Origin of the sequence: Rhodococcus sp. MEB032 (assembly GCF_030208925.1) — a bacterium.
GTDB lineage: Bacteria > Actinomycetota > Actinomycetes > Mycobacteriales > Mycobacteriaceae > Rhodococcus_F > Rhodococcus_F qingshengii.
Genome location: NZ_JARVSY010000043.1, coordinates 15,834 through 32,263, shown reverse-complemented (window position 1 = coordinate 32,263; position 16,430 = coordinate 15,834). Strand labels below are relative to the sequence as shown.

Here is a 16,430-nt window from a genome sequence, read left to right as displayed (position 1 = left end):
CGTGGCACGACCGACGAGCTGGAAAGGGCAGCGATGACTGACCCCACGAACGAAAATGTCACCGACCGAGGTTCTACTGTCTTCGCCGTGTCACTGATGTACCGAGCTGTCGACTCGCCGGTCAGTGAACTGCATTCGACACATCCTTCTCTTACCCGAGCTGTGGAGAGTCTCGCCCGCCACGTGCACGCCGCCGCAGTCGATCCGATCGACGACGTGCGTGCGGCCATCGTGGAGGAGTCACTCAGGCAAGACGCGGTCGTTGTGTTCGAATACGCAGGTGCAGCGGTGGAGGTGATCCGCGCCTTCGATGCGTTCGCGAGCACAGTCCCTTCATCGCCTACTCCTGAATCGGTGAAAGTGATCCGTGCATTCTCAAACACGGAACACTCGGCGACTGCTCCTGCTGCGGCATGGGAACGAGCGGCGCAGACCTTTCTCGCCCCGGCGCCCTCTTCGCCGACAGCACCTGCGGTCGTATCGGACGGAGAGCAGAGATGAGTGAACACGACGAGGTTCCGACGTTCTCGCTCGGGCGTGGCGACGCGATGCGATGGATGATGGCAATGCGCGCGGGAGCGGATCTGATGCGCACTGTTCGCGAAAGCAGGGGACGCGCGGCTTTCGAGGACGCGGAGAACGTGGCCCGGATCGAAGCGGTCGCTGCCGAGAACGGATTACGCAAGCTCAGCGCTGACGATACCGAGCAGTGGAACGCGGCGGCAGCGGCCGGCCGTGTCTACGCAGAGCAGCATCCCGAGTCGGGGATGACTGTGCGCATCGCTCCGCTGTCGGGAGGCCGGTACGGAGTGCAGGCGGGATGGGAGGACAACTACACGTCCACGGTGGTCGGTTCAGCCAAGATGGCGGGGGAGCTGAGGTCATGGCTCAACGAGAACAGCAACTACAGCAGCATCGATGACCTCCGCGGCACTGTGGAAGAACTACATCAGCATCAGCTCAACCTTGCGGCGCAGACGGCGCAGGAGCGAGCCACCTTCGAACGCGAAGAATCCCGACGCGTCGAGATAGCACGCTGGTTGCATCAACCCGAACAAGCGCGAGTACGGGCGATGTGGGAAGACACTTCGCATCCGGAGTTTCGCGGCGAGAACGGATTCGAAGAAAGCCGCCGCAAATTCTGGCTCAACGGTGTCTTCCAGCACGCGCAGAAGCACAACGGCGACCTCGCGAAGGCCACAGAGTGGGCACTCGAACACGACAAAGAGTTCTACGGAGACTGGAGGAAAAACGCTCCACGTGTGAACTTCCAGAACTTCGAAGAACCCGAGATGCGCGACGCCGAACGCAACCATGAGCTGGCCTTGATCGGCAGATGGGCGAGCGCCTTTGCCGCGGACAAGGAGTTCGAAGCAGCACAAGCCTGGGCCAGTGAGCACGACCCGGCGCTCTATCAGAACTGGCAGCGGGCACAAGCACAAGCAACTGGTCTGGACGAGACACGGCGCGGAGAGAAGTCGCTCATCGACGCGGTCTCAGTGAGTAAGGAACTCGCGGCAGCGAAAGAGTGGATGAAAAAGGCAGGCAACGAGCAGGTCGCGTTGGACTGGGAGTTCCCGGACGCGCATACCTGGCAGGGCGAGGACGGGGTGCAGGCGCAGTGGCTCCGTGGGCAGTGGCACGCAAGCGAGGCCTACACCGAGGGTTTGTCGGAGGCCGAGCAGATCGACGAGGCGAACGCCTGGATGGCGTTGCCACGCAACGAGAAGATCGCGGCCGAATTTAATGAGCCGAGCACACAGACGTGGGAGGACTTCCGGGAGGAATGGCTACGCGGACGGTGGCGCGATGCTCAAGCGGAGGCAGCACAGGCTGCGCAGGACGCGCCGCCGCCGCTGACCCTGGCTGATCGCCTCGAAGGACGCGTCGATCAGTCGATCCTCGGGGACAAGAAGTGGGCGACGGCCGAGCGGCAGTTCACCGCGTTGGTGCGCGATGGTGCCGACCCGGACCGGCTCGCGGATGTCGTCGCCGGGATCACCTTCAACGAGAAGATCCGCTCCCCTAGCGGGTACGCCTCATGGCAGATGAGGGAGGCGGCAACGACCGGTCGGGTCTCGCAGAAGAGCGAGGACGAAGCCAAACGGGAGGTCGCAGAGGAATGGCTCGCGCAGGCGCAACCCGGCCATCCACTCGATCGGGCGCGGGCAGCGTTGCTCGTGGGTCAGATCGACGAATCGTTCGACGCCAAACTCGCCGGACACTATCCGGGGCTGCTCGACGGAGACCGCATGCGCGAGCAAGCGAACACCCAGGCAGCACGCCACGACGGAAACGCTGATGCCGCCGAAAGTGAAGCGCAGCGCATCGAGTACGTCGAAGCAGACGAGCGTGGCCGAAACCGGTCCCGGGCGGCCGATGGCGCACCTGCTCACGACGATTCGCGGTCATCGAGCGATCAGTACGGGGAAGTCGTCGATCTCGACAAGACCCACGGTGGCTGGGACGAGGACATTCCGTTGCCCGATGAACCGGAACCTGACGAGCCGATCTACGACCACGATGTCGGGTCCGAGCGAAGCACCGAGATCCCGTTCTCGCAGGCGACGGCCGAGGAGTCGGAGCGGGCGTTTCCGCTCGACGAGGTCGGTGACGGCCGCACCATCGCCGATGCGCGCGCGGAACGGTCGTACGCGGCCGGGGAGCGAAGCGCTGCGAGAGAGGAACGGGCGCAAGGCGAGGCTGCACAGGTACAGCCCACCGAGGCTGCGGCCAGAGCTGCTGGCCCGTTGACGCCACCGACCGGCGTCAAACCCTCGCATCGCCGGGGACCTCGTAAACCACCGGGGACTGCGGCAGCGACGGCAGCGAGAGTGGCCAAACGCGCGCTGTAGTCAGATAACCAAGGGGTCGGCGCGGTTACGGCAGCGCGCCGACCCCTTGGTTATCTGCGTGGATGAGGGTGCACGAGAATCCCTACGCGTGACGCAGGCGGCCTGTCTTCTCAGGCATGGGAGGTGTTCGTCTACGCCATGTCGATCCGTGCTCTACTCTGCGAAAGACGAACTACACGGAGGATCGGTGATGACCGGCGTTTTTCATGGAACACAGGTCGGTGAGGTCACCGAGACGTGGTCGATGTCCAGTTCGGTGCTGTTGCAGACAGGATCGATCGACATCGAAGTCTTCTGCCGATCGACAGAATTGCAGGGGGAAGTCCTCGAATCTCGACGCCGGCTCGCCGAGCTACACCAGACATTTATGCGCGCCATCAGGCGGGAAGAAATGGAGCGCGTCAATTACCCCCGCTCGGAATCGCAAGAAATCACACGACTAGCCCTCGACTATTTCGGCGGGGTAAAGCAGCCCGAGCTCGGCCCGGAGGACTACGAGTTGTTCCGGCGAGCGGTAGCCGAATTCGCAAAACAAACAGGCGAGCACGATCGCGAGCTGGCCCGAAGTCGACGGCAAACTCAGTTAGCGGGCACCCGCTTCCTCGCGGAGCTGGAGCGGTACGTGGAAACGTTTACTCCGCTAGACGGTACTCGGCAGCGTGTCACCTACATTGCGCTCGACCCAGGGCGGTTGCAGATTGTCGGCCCCGGGTTGGACCTGGCGGAACCGGATGCCGACGACACCTACATCTTCGAACCGGCCGAGGTGATCAGCCGCTTCGTCTACTCAGCTGTCGCCGCATTCGATCTGAGTCCGGAAAAGGCCGACACCTTGGCTGGGGAGTTGTACTCGGCGCTGGAGAAGATGCCGGTCCCTGTGTACGGATCGGTTCCCGAATCGATCAAATCCTTCGGCGGGTCACTGAGTGCAACCGGATTCGCCGGAGCGATCGGTTACTCCGCCGAGCTCCAGAGCGTGACGTTGATCTGTTTCAGCGCGGGGGCCGCATTCATCTTCTGGTTCGGCCGACCGCACATGACCACTATTCGCGACACGTCGAATGAATGGTTGAAAAGAAAAATGATCAACAAACTCGGATTGGCCGACGACAGCGACGACCCGCGCTAGCCGATTCGGACTTGGCTAAATTGCTAAATCCGTTTTGTGGTGGCACAGGCTTGTTTCGTCTGCATCCGTACCGGCGCTCTAGTCCTGACACAAACGAGTACAGGGCACGGTCGGGGAGCTGAACTCTCCCGGCGCTGCCCTCATTCGGTGCGTAGAAAAACTGACCTTTGCTGGTCGAATCCAGTTCAAGCACCCGACGAAACAAACAGCGGGCGTCAGTGCCGGTGCGCCTTCAGCGCGCAGACTTGGTGTTACCAGCAGATTCAGCGAGCTTCTTGACCCGCGCATCGACTGCGCGGCCCGTCTTTTCGCTGGCTTTGACAGCGGCCTGCGCCGCTGCTGTACGCACGGCAAGGCTGCGTGGGTCGGACTTACGTCGTACCGACTTCGTCGTCATATGTCCTCCTCGGTGCCGTCTTCATCGACTTCGTCGTCGGAGTCGTTACCCAGAGCAGTGTGCTCAGCGATGACCTGCACGATATCGGAATCGTCCTTCGTCGCCAGTTTAGACGCGACCAGTGTCTCAAGTACCTTCCAACCGAGTTTCGCTTCTGTATCGGACTCGCTGAAAGTCCGCTCGAATGCCCACGTGGTGCGCCGCCACCACTCGGAACGGCGGTCAGCAGTGTTCTTCTGCCACCAGGTGAGGAGCACACCGACGATGGCGACGCCACCTACGATCAGTGTCACCCAAGCTTGTGCAGGCACTCGTGCTCCCCATCACTGTCGTCTCTTGAGGCACGTCAGTGCCGAGGTTCAGACCCTACCGTTTCTCTTCGACTGGCTCTGCCCACCGCGCGGCGGAGGGTCGATCGCGGCGATGCCGGCAGTCTCGTCACCAACGAACGCAAGGAGTGCACGTTTGCTGTCGGGGAAACATGCGATCGGGCGCTCTCGGCTCACGGAGAGGACGAGGTACACGACGCCCACTGTTGAGAGGACGGTGAACGCGCCGACCCCGAACGGCCACTGCCGCTGGAGAGTGAGCGCCGGTGCTGGTGCACGGCTGATCGTGTCGGTCAGGAACCAGATCCATACTGCGGCTGCCAGCACCCCTCCGGCCAGACGCAGCAGGTTCCGGGGGCGACTTACCCAGGGTGCGATTTTGCGCCGGTGCCTGTAGGCGCTGATGATCACTGTCGCGGAGAGCGCGACGACCGCCGCGCCCCCGGCCCAGGACGACAGAGTCAGGAGGGTCGGCAACAAGCGAACACCGGTCTGCATGTTCGGCAGAGCGGACGGTGATCCGCTGGGGAGGTTCATGATTCGTCCTTGCGGACGGCCGCGATGCGGGTGATGTCCCCGAGTTGGTCGAGGACGACTGCGGAACCGTCGTCGGTCACCAGCCAGGGAACGGCTGCGCCTTCGGTCAGTGAGACAACTTCGCCGCGGCCGGTCCACTGCGCACGCACGGTGCTGCTACTGGTGACCAGTGACCCGAAGATGTTGCCGGAGGTGGCATTCGACGGTTTCCAGGCAGGCGCGAAGACGGTTTGCTGTGTGCTGGAGTCTGCGAGGACGGGTCCGGCGCTGAGTAACGTACGGTCTTCGGAGACGACGGTCGGGAGCGGGTTGTCTGTGACTGCGGCCGGTACTTCCTTCGCGGCGAGAACTTGTCCGCTGCGGGCATCGTGGAAGGCCACGATCCGATTCTGCGGATTGTCGGTGTTCCACCACGCAGCAACGACACCGTGCACGGAGGACACCGCGTGGGGCGCACCCACCGCTCCACCCGGAGAGGTGACGCTCACTGTGGCCGGAGGCTGGTCACCGGGGCGCAGGATCGACCAGGGTCCTTCTGCTGGAGATATCACGGCAGTGTCGTCGTCGAGAACCTCGTAGACGGCATTGCCCGCCGGGACAGTGAGAGGGGCGACTGCATGATCAGTGGTCAGTATCGCCGGGGCAGCACCTGCATCGGTGACAAGGATTCCTTCGCCGTTGCTGGTCAACGTCGCGGACGGGGTACTTGGAATCGACGTGGGACTCAGGTGCGGACCAGATCCCGCGAGCGGAAGCACCTCGATCGACGTGCCGGCTTTTGCGGCCACGATCGCCTTGTCCCCGGATCCTCCGACGACGGGGGCGGCGCTCGCAGCTGTCAGCGGTTGCGATTCCCAAACGAGAGCGCCGCCGTTGGCATTGACCGCCCGGAGTGTCGCTTGCGGTGTCAGATACAGAATCCGGTCCCCGGAGGTGACCGGGGCGAAGTCACCGACGGGGGAGATATCCCAGTTCACGTGAGAACTCCAGCCGTCCGGTGCAATCCGAGCAAGATTCGGTAGCGGCGTCGCAGAACTCGCTGGAGCGGTATCGTTTCCGCCGCTGATCACGACCCCGACAATGCCGAAGGTGGCGAGTGCAAGTGCTCCTGCGACGACGTATCGGTTCCGCAATGCGAGGTGCTGCGTCCACCGCGAGCGAGAAGCAGGGGCGGGGGATCGGCGCTGTGCTGCAGCAGGATCGATGACCGGACGCCGCAGGCCCCCGTCACGCAAAGCGTTGATGGTGCTGACGCCGCCGTCCGCCCGGTGAACGCGCACGACGGTATCGACACCGCTGGCCTGAGCCTTTTCGGCGATCTCGGAGAGAACCAGACGCAGCGCAGCATCAGGCGGCCCGTCGAGTTGCTGTCCGTCATGGGTGAGAGTTCCGTCTGCGTTGAGATACACGTCCACAATCGCGGGCATAAGTAACGTCCTTAGAAAGTCGAACGCGCCTGGCAGGAGCGCAAAGTCCCTGCCAGGCGCGAGGATGAAAGTCAGGCCGGGACGAGCCCTGCCTGTACTGCTGCGAGTGCATCGAACACAGGCGTGCTGACCCCTGCCAGTGCGGTGTTCACATCGGCAGCAGCCTGGTCAGCGGCTGCGACGATCTGCTCCCCGCCAGGCTGATCGAGAACGGCCGCACGAACATCACCAGCAGCCTGCTGGGCTGCAGGAGGAACGTCGGCAACAGCGGTGCGGACGGTCTCGACGACCTCGGTACCACCGGGAGCCGATTCCACCTGCGCCACAGTCTGAGCTGTGGCTGCGGTGATTGCCGGTGCATCGACGACGATCGGTGCCGGTGCCGGAGCGGCTGCGGGTTCTTCGGTGAACGGCAACTCGAACTCGATGTCGCCGTTGTTGGTACCTGCACCGAGCGCGGTGGCGGCCGCAAACCCGGTTACGCCGCCAAGCCCTGCCCCGACGACGGCTCCAGCGCCGCCGAGTGTGAGCGCACCGATACCCGCGCCGACACCGGCGGCGGGGAGGAACCCGATGGGAGTCAGCACCGGTGCCAAGGGTGCTGCGATCGCAAGTCCCGTGAGAGCTCCTACCCCTGCCAGCGGCGCGCCGACTAGCAGGGCGCCTCCGGCCGCGCCCAACGCTGTCGCTGCCACGGTTGACGCAGCCTTGCGATCGGCCTCACTCTCGATGACACCGGTACTGGTGTAGAAGGTCGCGATCTGTGCGGTCGCTACCGATGCCTGATTGTTGATCTTCTCCGCCTCGGTGGGCGGCACCCAGTACGGGCGCTTGGCGATCGCGTCTCCGAGCCGGATGAAACCTTCCTCGGCCTGGATCGGTACCACTGGTGTGACAGTCGGGTCAGGCAAGTGCAGGGGTCCCTGTTCGGGTTCTGCCGGAGCGGTGTTCTGCGCCGGGACAGACTCCGTGTTCTGCGCCGGGGTCGACTGAGTGTTCTGGCTCGGCGCGGGACGCCACTGCTGCGGGTTGTACTCCGGAGCAGGCTCGACGTAGAACGGTCGAGGTGCTGGTGGTTCTTCGACGACCGGAGCAGGTGCCGGTGCCGGTGCCGGTGCGGCCGGGGTGGGTGAGGTCGGTGTCTGGGGGTCGAGGTTCGCCGTATTGGACGGACCCGGGGTCTGGGGGTCCAACTCCGGCGCAGCATTGGCTACTGCTGCGTTGCCGGCAGCGAGCACGACTGCGCTCATTGTGGCTCCCGCGATGACGCGGGCTTTCATCTTCGTTCGCATGAGCTGTTTCTTTCTGTCAAAGCGGAAGGGTGTTGGTGGCTCTGCCACATCCGACTGGTCTGCGTCGTCGTGGCCTGTGCGGTTTTCGTTGTGTCGCACCGTCCTCGTCTCACTCACATCGAGTGTATCTAATGAGTGGAGTGTATCGAGTAACTCGATACCTGGCTACCGTGAATGGTCGCCGCGCGATTGCGGCGCGCCATCAGGGGATTGGGGTCGAGGGTGCTGATGGCCCCGCTGGGGAGAAGGGACATCAGCACCCTCGTGGGCAGCCGCCGCGCAGGCGGGCGATCTGGGAGTGTGCCTGCGCGGCGGCACGTCATGGGTTCATTCCGGGCCGCCGGCAGGGTTCTCGCTCCACGGTGGTTCGGCGGATGGAAGGAACGGGCTGTTGTTGTGGTGGTCGACCGAACAGCCGTAGAACGGGCCGGTTTCGGAGGAGAGGGCGTTCATGGTCGGGTCGAAGCAGTCGCGGAAGTATGCGGTCATTGCTGCGCCCGGCTCGGTGACAGCCTCGAGCCATGCTCGGCGTAGCGCCCACAGGCGTGTGATGGCTTCGGGGTGTTCGAGCCATTGCGGGCACCAGTGAAATCCGTCGCCGCCGGTGCCGACGGTTTTGCGTTGTGCCCAATTGCTGATGTGATCGCCGACCCATGCGTACAGCACCACGACGTCGAGGGGTTCGGGTCCCGGCGGTGGTGCCGGGGCGGGGTCTTCCTCCGGCGTGGCCTGGGCGGCGTCGGAGAACTTCTGCGCTGCGACGGTCAGCTGCTCTTCGAGGTCGTCGAGTCCTTGGACCGCGCGGTTCGCGGTGTCGGCGGTCCGCTCCTGGTTGGTGGACAGGGCGCTGAACTGGCGACGCAGGGCCACCAGTTCAGCGGCGAGTTCGGCAACCGCGGGGTCCACTTCGGTCATATCTGCTCGGGCGCAGCGGCTTTGGTGGAGGCTGCATGCAATGCTCGTGCAACAGGATTGTCGTTGCCGAGTTCGGCGATGGCAGCATTGCGCATTTCGGTCGTGGCGATTTTGCTCAACGCAGCGATGTCGCCGGCATCAGGTTCGTTGTACCAGGGGATCAGGTCCATGAGTACAGGCTTGGCGCCGGGACGAATCAGAAGCGCGTTCTCCTTTTTGATGGCTGCGACATCTTCGGGGGGCATGATCGGCTCTCGTACCTTGTGTTCGGAGGTGGAGCCGCCCCCGCGGCCGCTCGAATAGGAGTGTTCGGTGATCTTGTGTGTACCGATGAGGCTGGAGAGTTCTTCGGCGAATCCCTTGTCTTGCAAGCCTGCACCGCAGATCTTTACGGTCGCGGCAAGCCACAGGGCCTGGGCGCGGTCGTGGCCCCACACGGCCTGCATCTGAGCTTTGGACTGGAAGATCGCATCGACGCTGATCGACTTCGATCCCAACCACGACGCCAGCTCCGGGAGTTGTTTGATGCGGCAGATGTTGGCGCACTCGTCGAGCACGATCGTGATCGGCGGATCCACACGGCCACCGTGGGCGGAGGAGGTCAGGTTACCGATCTCGAAGATCCGAGTGACCATTGCTGTGAGCAGCGGGCCAGCTGAGCCGGAGCCTTCTTGCGACATCAGGTACAGGGTGGGGACGTTGCCCTCCTCGAACGCGAACAGTGACCACAGATCCAGTTCCTCGATCTCGGCAGCGCCGTCGACGAACTGTTCCCAACTCTGCGGAGGAGTGACCCAGCGCAACGTGTCTTCGTCCTGAATGCATGCCAAGGCTGTGTTCGCTCCGCCGTAGACGCCGCCCTTGGTGGTGTTCGGCAGTTCGAGAACGGCGGTGTACGAGAGAGTCATTCGTTTGAGCCCGTGCGAGCGCAGGATGTCTCGGGGCCGGTCGGAGAATGTGCTGATCCAGATGAGCACATCACGCATTGTGCATCCGGGTTCGATCGCTGCGGCCAGGATCGTCCAGGCGAGCAGATTGCGGGCGGTCGGGGTGAAGAACGCGTCTTCTTTCGACTTGTCACCTCCGCTGGTGTCGTCCATGAACGTATCCGCGAGGGAGACAGCATCCTTGAGTTTGCGGACGTGGCCGAGAATGTTCCACCACCAGGTCTGCGGGACAAATGCGATGTTGCCGGGGTCGAAGGCGTAGACAGGGCCGAGCGCGGCCCGCAGTGCGGACGTCAGAATCCACAGGTCCGGTTTGTTGGAGGTGCTGACCACCGCGCCAGGGGCGGAGAGAATGCGGGGAACAGCGACAGCTGAGGTCTTGTTCGAGCGCGGTCCCATGAAGACGAGCGTGAATTCCTCGAACGACTTGTACAGGATCGTCCGGCCGATCCGGCCGATCACCGATGCCAGTTGCCTCATGTCGACGGACTTGGCGAGCTTGCGCACGTTCGCGTTCGGGGCACCGCCGATCGACGCTCGGAGTTTGACGCCCTTCTCTGCTGCGTCGCGGCCGATCATGTCGCTCAGATTCTCGGTACTACGTAGCTTCGCGTGGGCGCTACTGCGCGGCCAGAACTTGCGGGCCAGCACCGCCAGTGCGATGAGCACGATCAGAACCGCGACGACGATGACGATCAGCATCCACATCGGGGTGCCGTTGCGGTACATCGTCCGTAGGCGCACCACACCGAGAAAGGCGAGGAGCGCGGCGGTGGCCGCGAGCGGGGCGTAGGCGTCGCGGGTCATCGCCGGCCTCCTTTTCCGTAGGTGCCGAGTTCGACGATCGTGGTCGGTCGGGCGCATTCGGCAGCGCAGAGGCGCAACTCTTCGACCAGGGCCGAGGTGATGTCGCGCCACGGCGACGAGACCGGGCGCACCACGTGCACGGTGACGGCCGCCGACGATGATGCCCCGGCAGGCCCGTGCAGTGTGCCGAACGGTGCGGGTGCGTTCCTGCGGCCGGAACCGGGTCGGGAGAGCGCGTCGAACACCGTGTCGGTTGCCAAAGGGGTCAGCGCCATCTGCATGGTCTCCCACACCGATCCCTGGGTCAGCTCGTCCTGCGCATCGAACGCGAGAACGTCTTCGTAGGCGTCGAATTCGCCCGTTTCACGCAACGCGTGTGCCGCCTCGGCAGTGTTCTCGGAGCCGACCCACCCGAGAACAGCACCGAGCGACAGACCCGTGCGTGAGGCGGCGAGAAGCATGTTCGCGGTCAGCAGTGATGCCTCAGGGAGGAAGAACGTGGCGAGGCGGTTGTCGAGGACCGGGCGCAACAGATGCTCGGTGATTCTGTCCGCGGCCGGGGCGTCGGTGACCGCGCCGAGCAGATCCCACGAGCATGTGGACCCGACGACGCCGACGGCGTCGGGGTTCCACAACAGATCCGGATCGGACGAGGCGAGGTCGGTGGCCGAGGGCAGATCGTCACTGACGACGAGAACTCTCACAGGTTCTTCCGTTGCGACCGGACGAGTATCGCTGTCATGTTGTGCGATAACGGATTTCATGATGATTCCTTTCCTGCGGGAGTGGGATTTCCTACGCTGCATGGTGGCCACCGGATTTGATGTGATCGAACGCGCCGTCGGTGTTGTAGAGCGCGATTTCTTCCGGATCGAGGGTGACGCTGACGGGCAGCCCCATCCGGGATCCGGATTTGATGAGGTACTTGCCACGACCGGGGTGTCGTTGTCCGGGAACCCACGTCGGGGGTGCGGACCAGCGGACGACCATTTCGCGTTCTTTGGAGGTGAACGCGGTGATCGCGTGCAAGCGGTCGACTTCCGCGTCGTCCATGCCGCCGAGCAGTTTGACGCCGTTACGTGCCGCCATGCCTTTGGCTTTGGCGCGGTCGGACTCGGTAGGCAGAGCTTCGAGGTCGGTGATCGAGTGAGTGGACTGCAAACTGACCACACCGCGGTGCCGGTTCAGGCGTGTGATGCGGTCGGACTTTTCCACCAGACCCGGCGCTGCACGTAGCGAGCGCCACAACTCGTCCTGGATCTGGAAGACGTTGCGCCGAGACCCGGCGGCCTGGCGACCTTCGATGACGCCGGCCGACCACGTCCAGGCGCAGAGCATCGCGGCCGCGACCACATCGTCTTCGTCGTCCTCGACTGCGGAGAGCGAGAGCGAGAGTGCCGGGCTGCTGGCCCGTGCCTCGAACGAGGACGGGCGGTCGAACATCCCGGAAATAGGGCCGCTGACCAGCAAATCCAAGGTGTTGACGAACTCACGGATTTCGCGGGCGTACTCGAGGTCGGTGTACGCGACCATGATTTTGCGCAGCGGGTCGGGACCGGCTTTGATCACCTCGACCACATCGGGGATCGTGGGGTCGGGAAGACCTGCGCGGTGGTGGCTTTCTTCTGCGATGTCCACGGCTGTGGCCAACAGCAGACGATAGGTCGACGTCAGGGCGGCGCCGCCGATGATCGTGACCAGTGATTCGAGCAGAGCCAGTCGGCGGCCGCGGGAGATGGAGAGCAGCTGATCTCGTTTGGTTCCGACCGATGACATGATCGCTTCACGCATCGGGCCGAGGTCGAGAGGGTTCAGCGAGTGCAAGCCGCGCCCGATTCTGAAGACCTCACCGCCCATTTCGTCGACGATGGCGCTGTACTCGTCTTTGAGGTCGCCGGGAATGATGCCGGCGAATCCGTAGGCGACCAGCCCCACCAGCAAGCGTTTGGCGGCGGTGGACTTACCGACACCTGGTTGTCCCTGGACCCAGATTCCGGTGTTGGTGACCAGTCCGTCGACGAGCCACTGAGAGGGGTCCACGCCGATGGGTTCCGCCGTGTGCAGGTGCCGTCCGAACGGGACTCCACGTACTCGCGCGCCTGATGACGCAGGGAACGGATAGATGCCCTTGACCTGAGCGGTGGTGCCCGAGAACAGTTTTCCAGCGTCGACGTTGTGCGCGTAGCCGCCGAACTCGCGCTTGTCTCCGCGAGCGGGCGGTACCGGACCCAGTTCGGTGAACGGCATGAACGGATTGGAATGGGTATAGGCGGGAGCATTGGGATCGAAGGACTGGGCCTCGATCTCCTCCTTACGCCACGCCGGGACGATACCGAGCTTGGCGAGCCAGCGCTCCGCCACACCGGCCTGAGCGGCGGTGCGCTGGTGCTCGCGCACCTCACGATCTTCGAGGCCGATACTCATCGCGTCACTCCCAGCGCCCTGGCCGAGCCGAGATGTTCGAGAGGGTGTGTCATGTCGTGTCCTTCGAGGAGTGAGGTTTCGGAGGTGTGAGCGTTCGTTTTCGCGTGCCGAGGCGCAGGGCGAGAAGGCTCTACCCGAGCCATCTCGTGTTCGCGTTGCGGCTCAGCGCGGATGTCGGATCGATACCGAGACCGAGGGACGCCGCGAACGTCGCTTCCTGTGCGCCGCGTGCTCGGCGGAACCGGAATTTGGTGTTGCCGCACCGTTCTTCGACGTCAGCGCATGCCGCTGCGAGGGTGGCCTCGTTGCGGACTGTGGTGGTGACGTACATCGTGAATTGCCCGAGACCTGCGCCGAGGGATTCTTCCTGAGCTGCCTTGCGGCTGCGGACACGGTCGTCGTGATCGCGCTGTGTCTCGTCCTTTTTCGTCTTGGAGTTGAAGATTCGGCGCAATGTTCCACCGGCGATTTCCTTCTCCACGATTTCCGAGGCCTGCGCTGCGCTGAACGGGCGGTACACCATCGAGAAGCGGCGGTAGTACTTGCCCGGGGAGACGAGGGGAAGCAGAACATTCTGGCGGACAATGCCATTGGGGACCGAGCGCAGCACCCATGAGACCGAATATCCGGAGTCGTGCTTGTAGACGTCGGTCTTCTTGTTGCCGTCGGTGCGGATGGGTCCCGCATCGCGCCACGCGATCAGCTCGTCCTCTTCGCTGTCACCTTCGGCGAGGAACATCCGGATGGCGGGGTCGAATGCGGCGCGGATACGGCGGATCAGGAACGGCGTCGTGGCCCTGCCGGTGACCGTTGCCCCGGATGCGGCCAGTGAGGACTCGATGCCGGGGAGCCAGCGCACCACTTCGGCGGCACCTTCGAGAAGTGTCTGCGGTTCCGGGCTTGCTTTGGAGAGGTCGAAGTTGATCGTGACCACGGTGCTCACGTCGGCGGTCGAGGACCGTGATGCCAAGGCCAGGTTGCGCATGATGCGGGTCGCGACCTCGGGGGCGTCGTCCTCGATGCGGTCGAGGACGTACTCACGCTGGTTCACCCCGCCGGTCGGGGAGGATTCGACAGTGAAGACGATCGAGGAGATCATCGGCCGGTATCCCAGGTCAGCGAGCCAGGCGCCGTATCCGTTCATCCAAGCGATCGCATCGGCTTCGTCGGCGAGCGTGATTCCGACCGGCGAAACCCGCAAGAACGCGGACACGATTCCCGTGCGGCGGTTCCAGACCAAGCACTGTTTGCCACCCAACCCGTCGTCGACGGTGACCGGCTGCAGCGGTGCGAGAACTCCAGGCAGATGATCGTTTCCCGGAACCTCGGTGAGCACGTCGGAGGAGAAAGCGTCGGTATTGGCGGCGTTCCCGCGCCAGCTCTTCCATTCCCACGCCAGATGCCCGACGGCAGTGCGTTCGGATCCACCGAACGGCACCACCGTCAGTGCCAGGACCGGCACCGCGAGAAGAATGAGCCAGACCATCAGCATCAGTGAGAATTGGGAGCTGATTGCGATCGCCATGACTGTGGCGACGATGATCGCTGTGCCTGCGCCACCGATCTTGCCGACTCCGTACCCCCTGATGGGACGGTATCCGCCGAATCCTGGTGCCATGATGTTCTCCGTTCGATAGAGATGAGGGGAAGCCGTTGTCGGCTTCGATGGAGCGGAAAGAGCTTGTGGGGCCCGCGTATCGGGGCGCTACTGCATGTCCGGCCCCGTGTCTTGAGACATTTCCGAGGCGGCGCCTTCGACGGCGTCGAGCGCTCCGTCGACAGCTTTGAGAGCCGCTCCCGCTGCCAACGTTGCACCGCCCGTCGCGGCGGCTGCCCCGGCTCCACCGGCCGCGGCCGCGCCCTCCCCGGCCCCTGCTGCGCCGCCTAGATCTGGGCCGATCGAGCCGGGATCGGAGGGGGTTTGCGGCCCGCTGGCGTCCGGGTTCTCCGTGGTTCCGGGTCCAAGATCCGCGTCCTGTTCCCCGCCGGAGGTGTCGGCTCCGGTTCCGCTACCGGCATCCGAACCGGAACCAGTGGCACCCTTCTCTGCGGGTGCTTCACTGATACCACCGCTGTTTCCGGGGCTGGGATCGACTTCGGCAGAAGAGGAATCGGGGCCGGTAGCGTCCATGAAGCTGGACTGCTCGTCACCGCCGGACTTTCCCGAGCCCCCTCCTCCACCCATGTTGTTGGCCAGTGCGGCAGCTCCCAAACCTCCGGCAATTCCGCCAGCGAGCACTGCGCCGGCCCCCGGACCTCCGGCCACTTTTGCTCCGGTGAAGGAGAAGAACGCCATCATCGACGGCAGGGCGATGACGGTCAGAGCGATCACCATCAGCCCGGTGACCAGGGTGGACATGGACTGGTCGGTGCCGATGAGTTTGAAGCCGATCGAGTAGCACATCGCGGCGATCGGCTTGAACAGCACCAACGCGATACACGCGCCGGCAATTCGGGGGAACCACTGCTTGCCCCAGGTGGTCAACTGTCCGGCCGCGGCGAAGAGGATCAGCGCGTAGAGCACCACGATTCCGGCTTGCCGGATGAAGCCCATCACCCACTGGATGAACGAGAGCAGGGCAGCGAGGAGCCCGAGGAACAGAACACCACCGGGGTTGCCGATGACGGAGGTGCCGAGCATCAATTTGATGCGTTGGCCGAATTCGTTGGCGCCGTCCTCGACCATCTGTTTCGCGAAGTCGTCTCCGGCGTGCAGTGCGCCGGAGAGCACCACCATCGACAGTGAGGAGATCAAAATGTATTTGACTCCGCCGACGAGGATGTCGGCGGCGGGTTCGGTGCGGCGCGAGATCATCATCACGATCGCCATCGACAAGATGCCCGCCATCATGATGAATCCGATGACCTTCTGCACCGGCGCTTTTCCGGCGAGAACGTTCGCGTAGCTGATGTCGATCGACTCGGTTTTGATCCACCAGGTCATCGATTCGACGAGGAAATCTCCGGCGAAGGTTCCTACCGATTCGGCGGCATTGCCGAACGCAGAGTCGGCGGCCTTGTCCAGCATGCGGCCTGGTGTTCCGGCGATGTCGATAGTGGTGTTGACGTCGCTTTCACCGTCGAGGCGCGCCGTAAAGGCGGTGTTGTCCTCTGGGTAGGTGTACGACATGGCGGGGTTCTCTGCGCAGGTGGGGAACTCCGGGTGCTCTTTGCACGAGATGACGCCCTTGGGGTCACGCCAGGTCTTCTGTTCGGCTGTGAGTTCTTCGTAGCTGGTGGGTGGCGTTGCCGGATCGGCCTCTTGCGCGGAGGCGATCGGCGTGGACAGTGCCAGCAAAGCGAACACCGAGAACATCAACAGCACGAGGCGAGTGAGGTAGCGACGGGGCGAAGGTGAAAGGTTCATCGAC

General features: G+C 63.8%; 14 protein-coding genes. 3 read left to right on the top strand and 11 right to left on the bottom strand.

Going from position 1 to position 16,430, the window contains the following annotated elements; all coding sequences use genetic code 11:
• The first annotated feature begins 33 nt into the window (after window positions 1-33).
• From QRN54_RS30000 to QRN54_RS29990, 3 genes are all read left to right on the top strand, one after another.
• Window positions 34-501: a hypothetical protein gene (locus QRN54_RS30000; protein ID WP_285183813.1), complete on the top strand. Its 468-nt coding sequence runs from the start codon at window positions 34-36 to the stop codon at window positions 499-501.
• Entirely contained in the window at window positions 498-2,855 is a 2,358-nt protein-coding gene (locus QRN54_RS29995; RefSeq protein ID WP_134999697.1) for a hypothetical protein, read from the top strand. The genes QRN54_RS30000 and QRN54_RS29995 overlap by 4 nt, the downstream gene beginning before the upstream one ends.
• Window positions 2,856-3,045: 190 nt before the next feature.
• Complete coding sequence (locus QRN54_RS29990; RefSeq protein WP_285183812.1) at window positions 3,046-3,984, top strand: hypothetical protein; 939 nt, start codon at window positions 3,046-3,048, stop codon at window positions 3,982-3,984.
• A 232-nt stretch (window positions 3,985-4,216) separates the two neighbouring features.
• On the opposite strand, the gene QRN54_RS29985 is transcribed toward QRN54_RS29990, so the two are convergent.
• The 11 genes from QRN54_RS29985 to QRN54_RS29935 all read right to left on the bottom strand — a co-directional run bounded on the left by QRN54_RS29985 (window position 4,217) and on the right by QRN54_RS29935 (window position 16,426).
• On the bottom strand, window positions 4,217-4,381 hold the full coding sequence (locus tag QRN54_RS29985; RefSeq protein ID WP_176450595.1) for a hypothetical protein: 165 nt from the start codon (window positions 4,379-4,381) through the stop codon (window positions 4,217-4,219).
• Window positions 4,378-4,692, bottom strand: coding sequence for a hypothetical protein (locus QRN54_RS29980; RefSeq protein WP_285183811.1), 315 nt, complete (start codon window positions 4,690-4,692; stop codon window positions 4,378-4,380). The genes QRN54_RS29985 and QRN54_RS29980 overlap by 4 nt, the downstream gene beginning before the upstream one ends.
• 48 nt (window positions 4,693-4,740) lie before the next feature.
• A complete protein-coding gene (locus QRN54_RS29975; protein ID WP_285183810.1) occupies window positions 4,741-5,247 on the bottom strand; it encodes a hypothetical protein in 507 nt (168 codons plus the stop codon).
• Complete coding sequence (locus tag QRN54_RS29970; RefSeq protein ID WP_285183809.1) at window positions 5,244-6,674, bottom strand: hypothetical protein; 1,431 nt, start codon at window positions 6,672-6,674, stop codon at window positions 5,244-5,246. The genes QRN54_RS29975 and QRN54_RS29970 overlap by 4 nt, the downstream gene beginning before the upstream one ends.
• 71 nt (window positions 6,675-6,745) lie before the next feature.
• A complete protein-coding gene (locus tag QRN54_RS29965) occupies window positions 6,746-7,924 on the bottom strand; it encodes a hypothetical protein (RefSeq protein ID WP_285183808.1) in 1,179 nt (392 codons plus the stop codon).
• Between the two features lie 369 nt (window positions 7,925-8,293).
• A complete protein-coding gene (locus QRN54_RS29960) occupies window positions 8,294-8,881 on the bottom strand; it encodes a DUF4913 domain-containing protein (protein ID WP_285183807.1) in 588 nt (195 codons plus the stop codon).
• On the bottom strand, window positions 8,878-10,635 hold the full coding sequence (locus QRN54_RS29955) for a type IV secretory system conjugative DNA transfer family protein (protein ID WP_285183806.1): 1,758 nt from the start codon (window positions 10,633-10,635) through the stop codon (window positions 8,878-8,880). Before QRN54_RS29955 ends, QRN54_RS29960 begins: the two co-directional genes overlap by 4 nt.
• Complete coding sequence (locus tag QRN54_RS29950; RefSeq protein ID WP_285183805.1) at window positions 10,632-11,399, bottom strand: hypothetical protein; 768 nt, start codon at window positions 11,397-11,399, stop codon at window positions 10,632-10,634. The genes QRN54_RS29955 and QRN54_RS29950 overlap by 4 nt, the downstream gene beginning before the upstream one ends.
• Window positions 11,400-11,430: 31 nt before the next feature.
• A complete protein-coding gene (locus QRN54_RS29945) occupies window positions 11,431-13,059 on the bottom strand; it encodes a type IV secretory system conjugative DNA transfer family protein (protein WP_285183804.1) in 1,629 nt (542 codons plus the stop codon).
• A gap of 130 nt (window positions 13,060-13,189) precedes the next feature.
• On the bottom strand, window positions 13,190-14,677 hold the full coding sequence (locus QRN54_RS29940) for an SCO6880 family protein (RefSeq protein ID WP_099698447.1): 1,488 nt from the start codon (window positions 14,675-14,677) through the stop codon (window positions 13,190-13,192).
• Between the two features lie 87 nt (window positions 14,678-14,764).
• Window positions 14,765-16,426: a hypothetical protein gene (locus QRN54_RS29935; RefSeq protein WP_285183803.1), complete on the bottom strand. Its 1,662-nt coding sequence runs from the start codon at window positions 16,424-16,426 to the stop codon at window positions 14,765-14,767.
• Window positions 16,427-16,430 lie beyond the last annotated feature (4 nt).

What these genes read in the sequence shown, in the direction of transcription:
- QRN54_RS30000 (WP_285183813.1), top strand. Translation starts at nt 34, where the DNA reads ATGACTGACCCCACGAACGAAAATGTCACCGACCGAGGTTCTACTGTC.
- QRN54_RS29995 (WP_134999697.1), top strand. Translation starts at nt 498, where the DNA reads ATGAGTGAACACGACGAGGTTCCGACGTTCTCGCTCGGGCGTGGCGAC.
- QRN54_RS29990 (WP_285183812.1), top strand. Translation starts at nt 3,046, where the DNA reads ATGACCGGCGTTTTTCATGGAACACAGGTCGGTGAGGTCACCGAGACG.
- QRN54_RS29985 (WP_176450595.1), bottom strand. Translation starts at nt 4,381, where the DNA reads ATGACGACGAAGTCGGTACGACGTAAGTCCGACCCACGCAGCCTTGCC.
- QRN54_RS29975 (WP_285183810.1), bottom strand. Translation starts at nt 5,247, where the DNA reads ATGAACCTCCCCAGCGGATCACCGTCCGCTCTGCCGAACATGCAGACC.
- QRN54_RS29970 (WP_285183809.1), bottom strand. Translation starts at nt 6,674, where the DNA reads ATGCCCGCGATTGTGGACGTGTATCTCAACGCAGACGGAACTCTCACC.
- QRN54_RS29965 (WP_285183808.1), bottom strand. Translation starts at nt 7,924, where the DNA reads ATGAGCGCAGTCGTGCTCGCTGCCGGCAACGCAGCAGTAGCCAATGCT.
- QRN54_RS29960 (WP_285183807.1), bottom strand. Translation starts at nt 8,881, where the DNA reads ATGACCGAAGTGGACCCCGCGGTTGCCGAACTCGCCGCTGAACTGGTG.
- QRN54_RS29955 (WP_285183806.1), bottom strand. Translation starts at nt 10,635, where the DNA reads ATGACCCGCGACGCCTACGCCCCGCTCGCGGCCACCGCCGCGCTCCTC.
- QRN54_RS29950 (WP_285183805.1), bottom strand. Translation starts at nt 11,399, where the DNA reads ATGAAATCCGTTATCGCACAACATGACAGCGATACTCGTCCGGTCGCA.
- QRN54_RS29945 (WP_285183804.1), bottom strand. Translation starts at nt 13,059, where the DNA reads ATGAGTATCGGCCTCGAAGATCGTGAGGTGCGCGAGCACCAGCGCACC.
- QRN54_RS29940 (WP_099698447.1), bottom strand. Translation starts at nt 14,677, where the DNA reads ATGGCACCAGGATTCGGCGGATACCGTCCCATCAGGGGGTACGGAGTC.
- QRN54_RS29935 (WP_285183803.1), bottom strand. Translation starts at nt 16,426, where the DNA reads ATGAACCTTTCACCTTCGCCCCGTCGCTACCTCACTCGCCTCGTGCTG.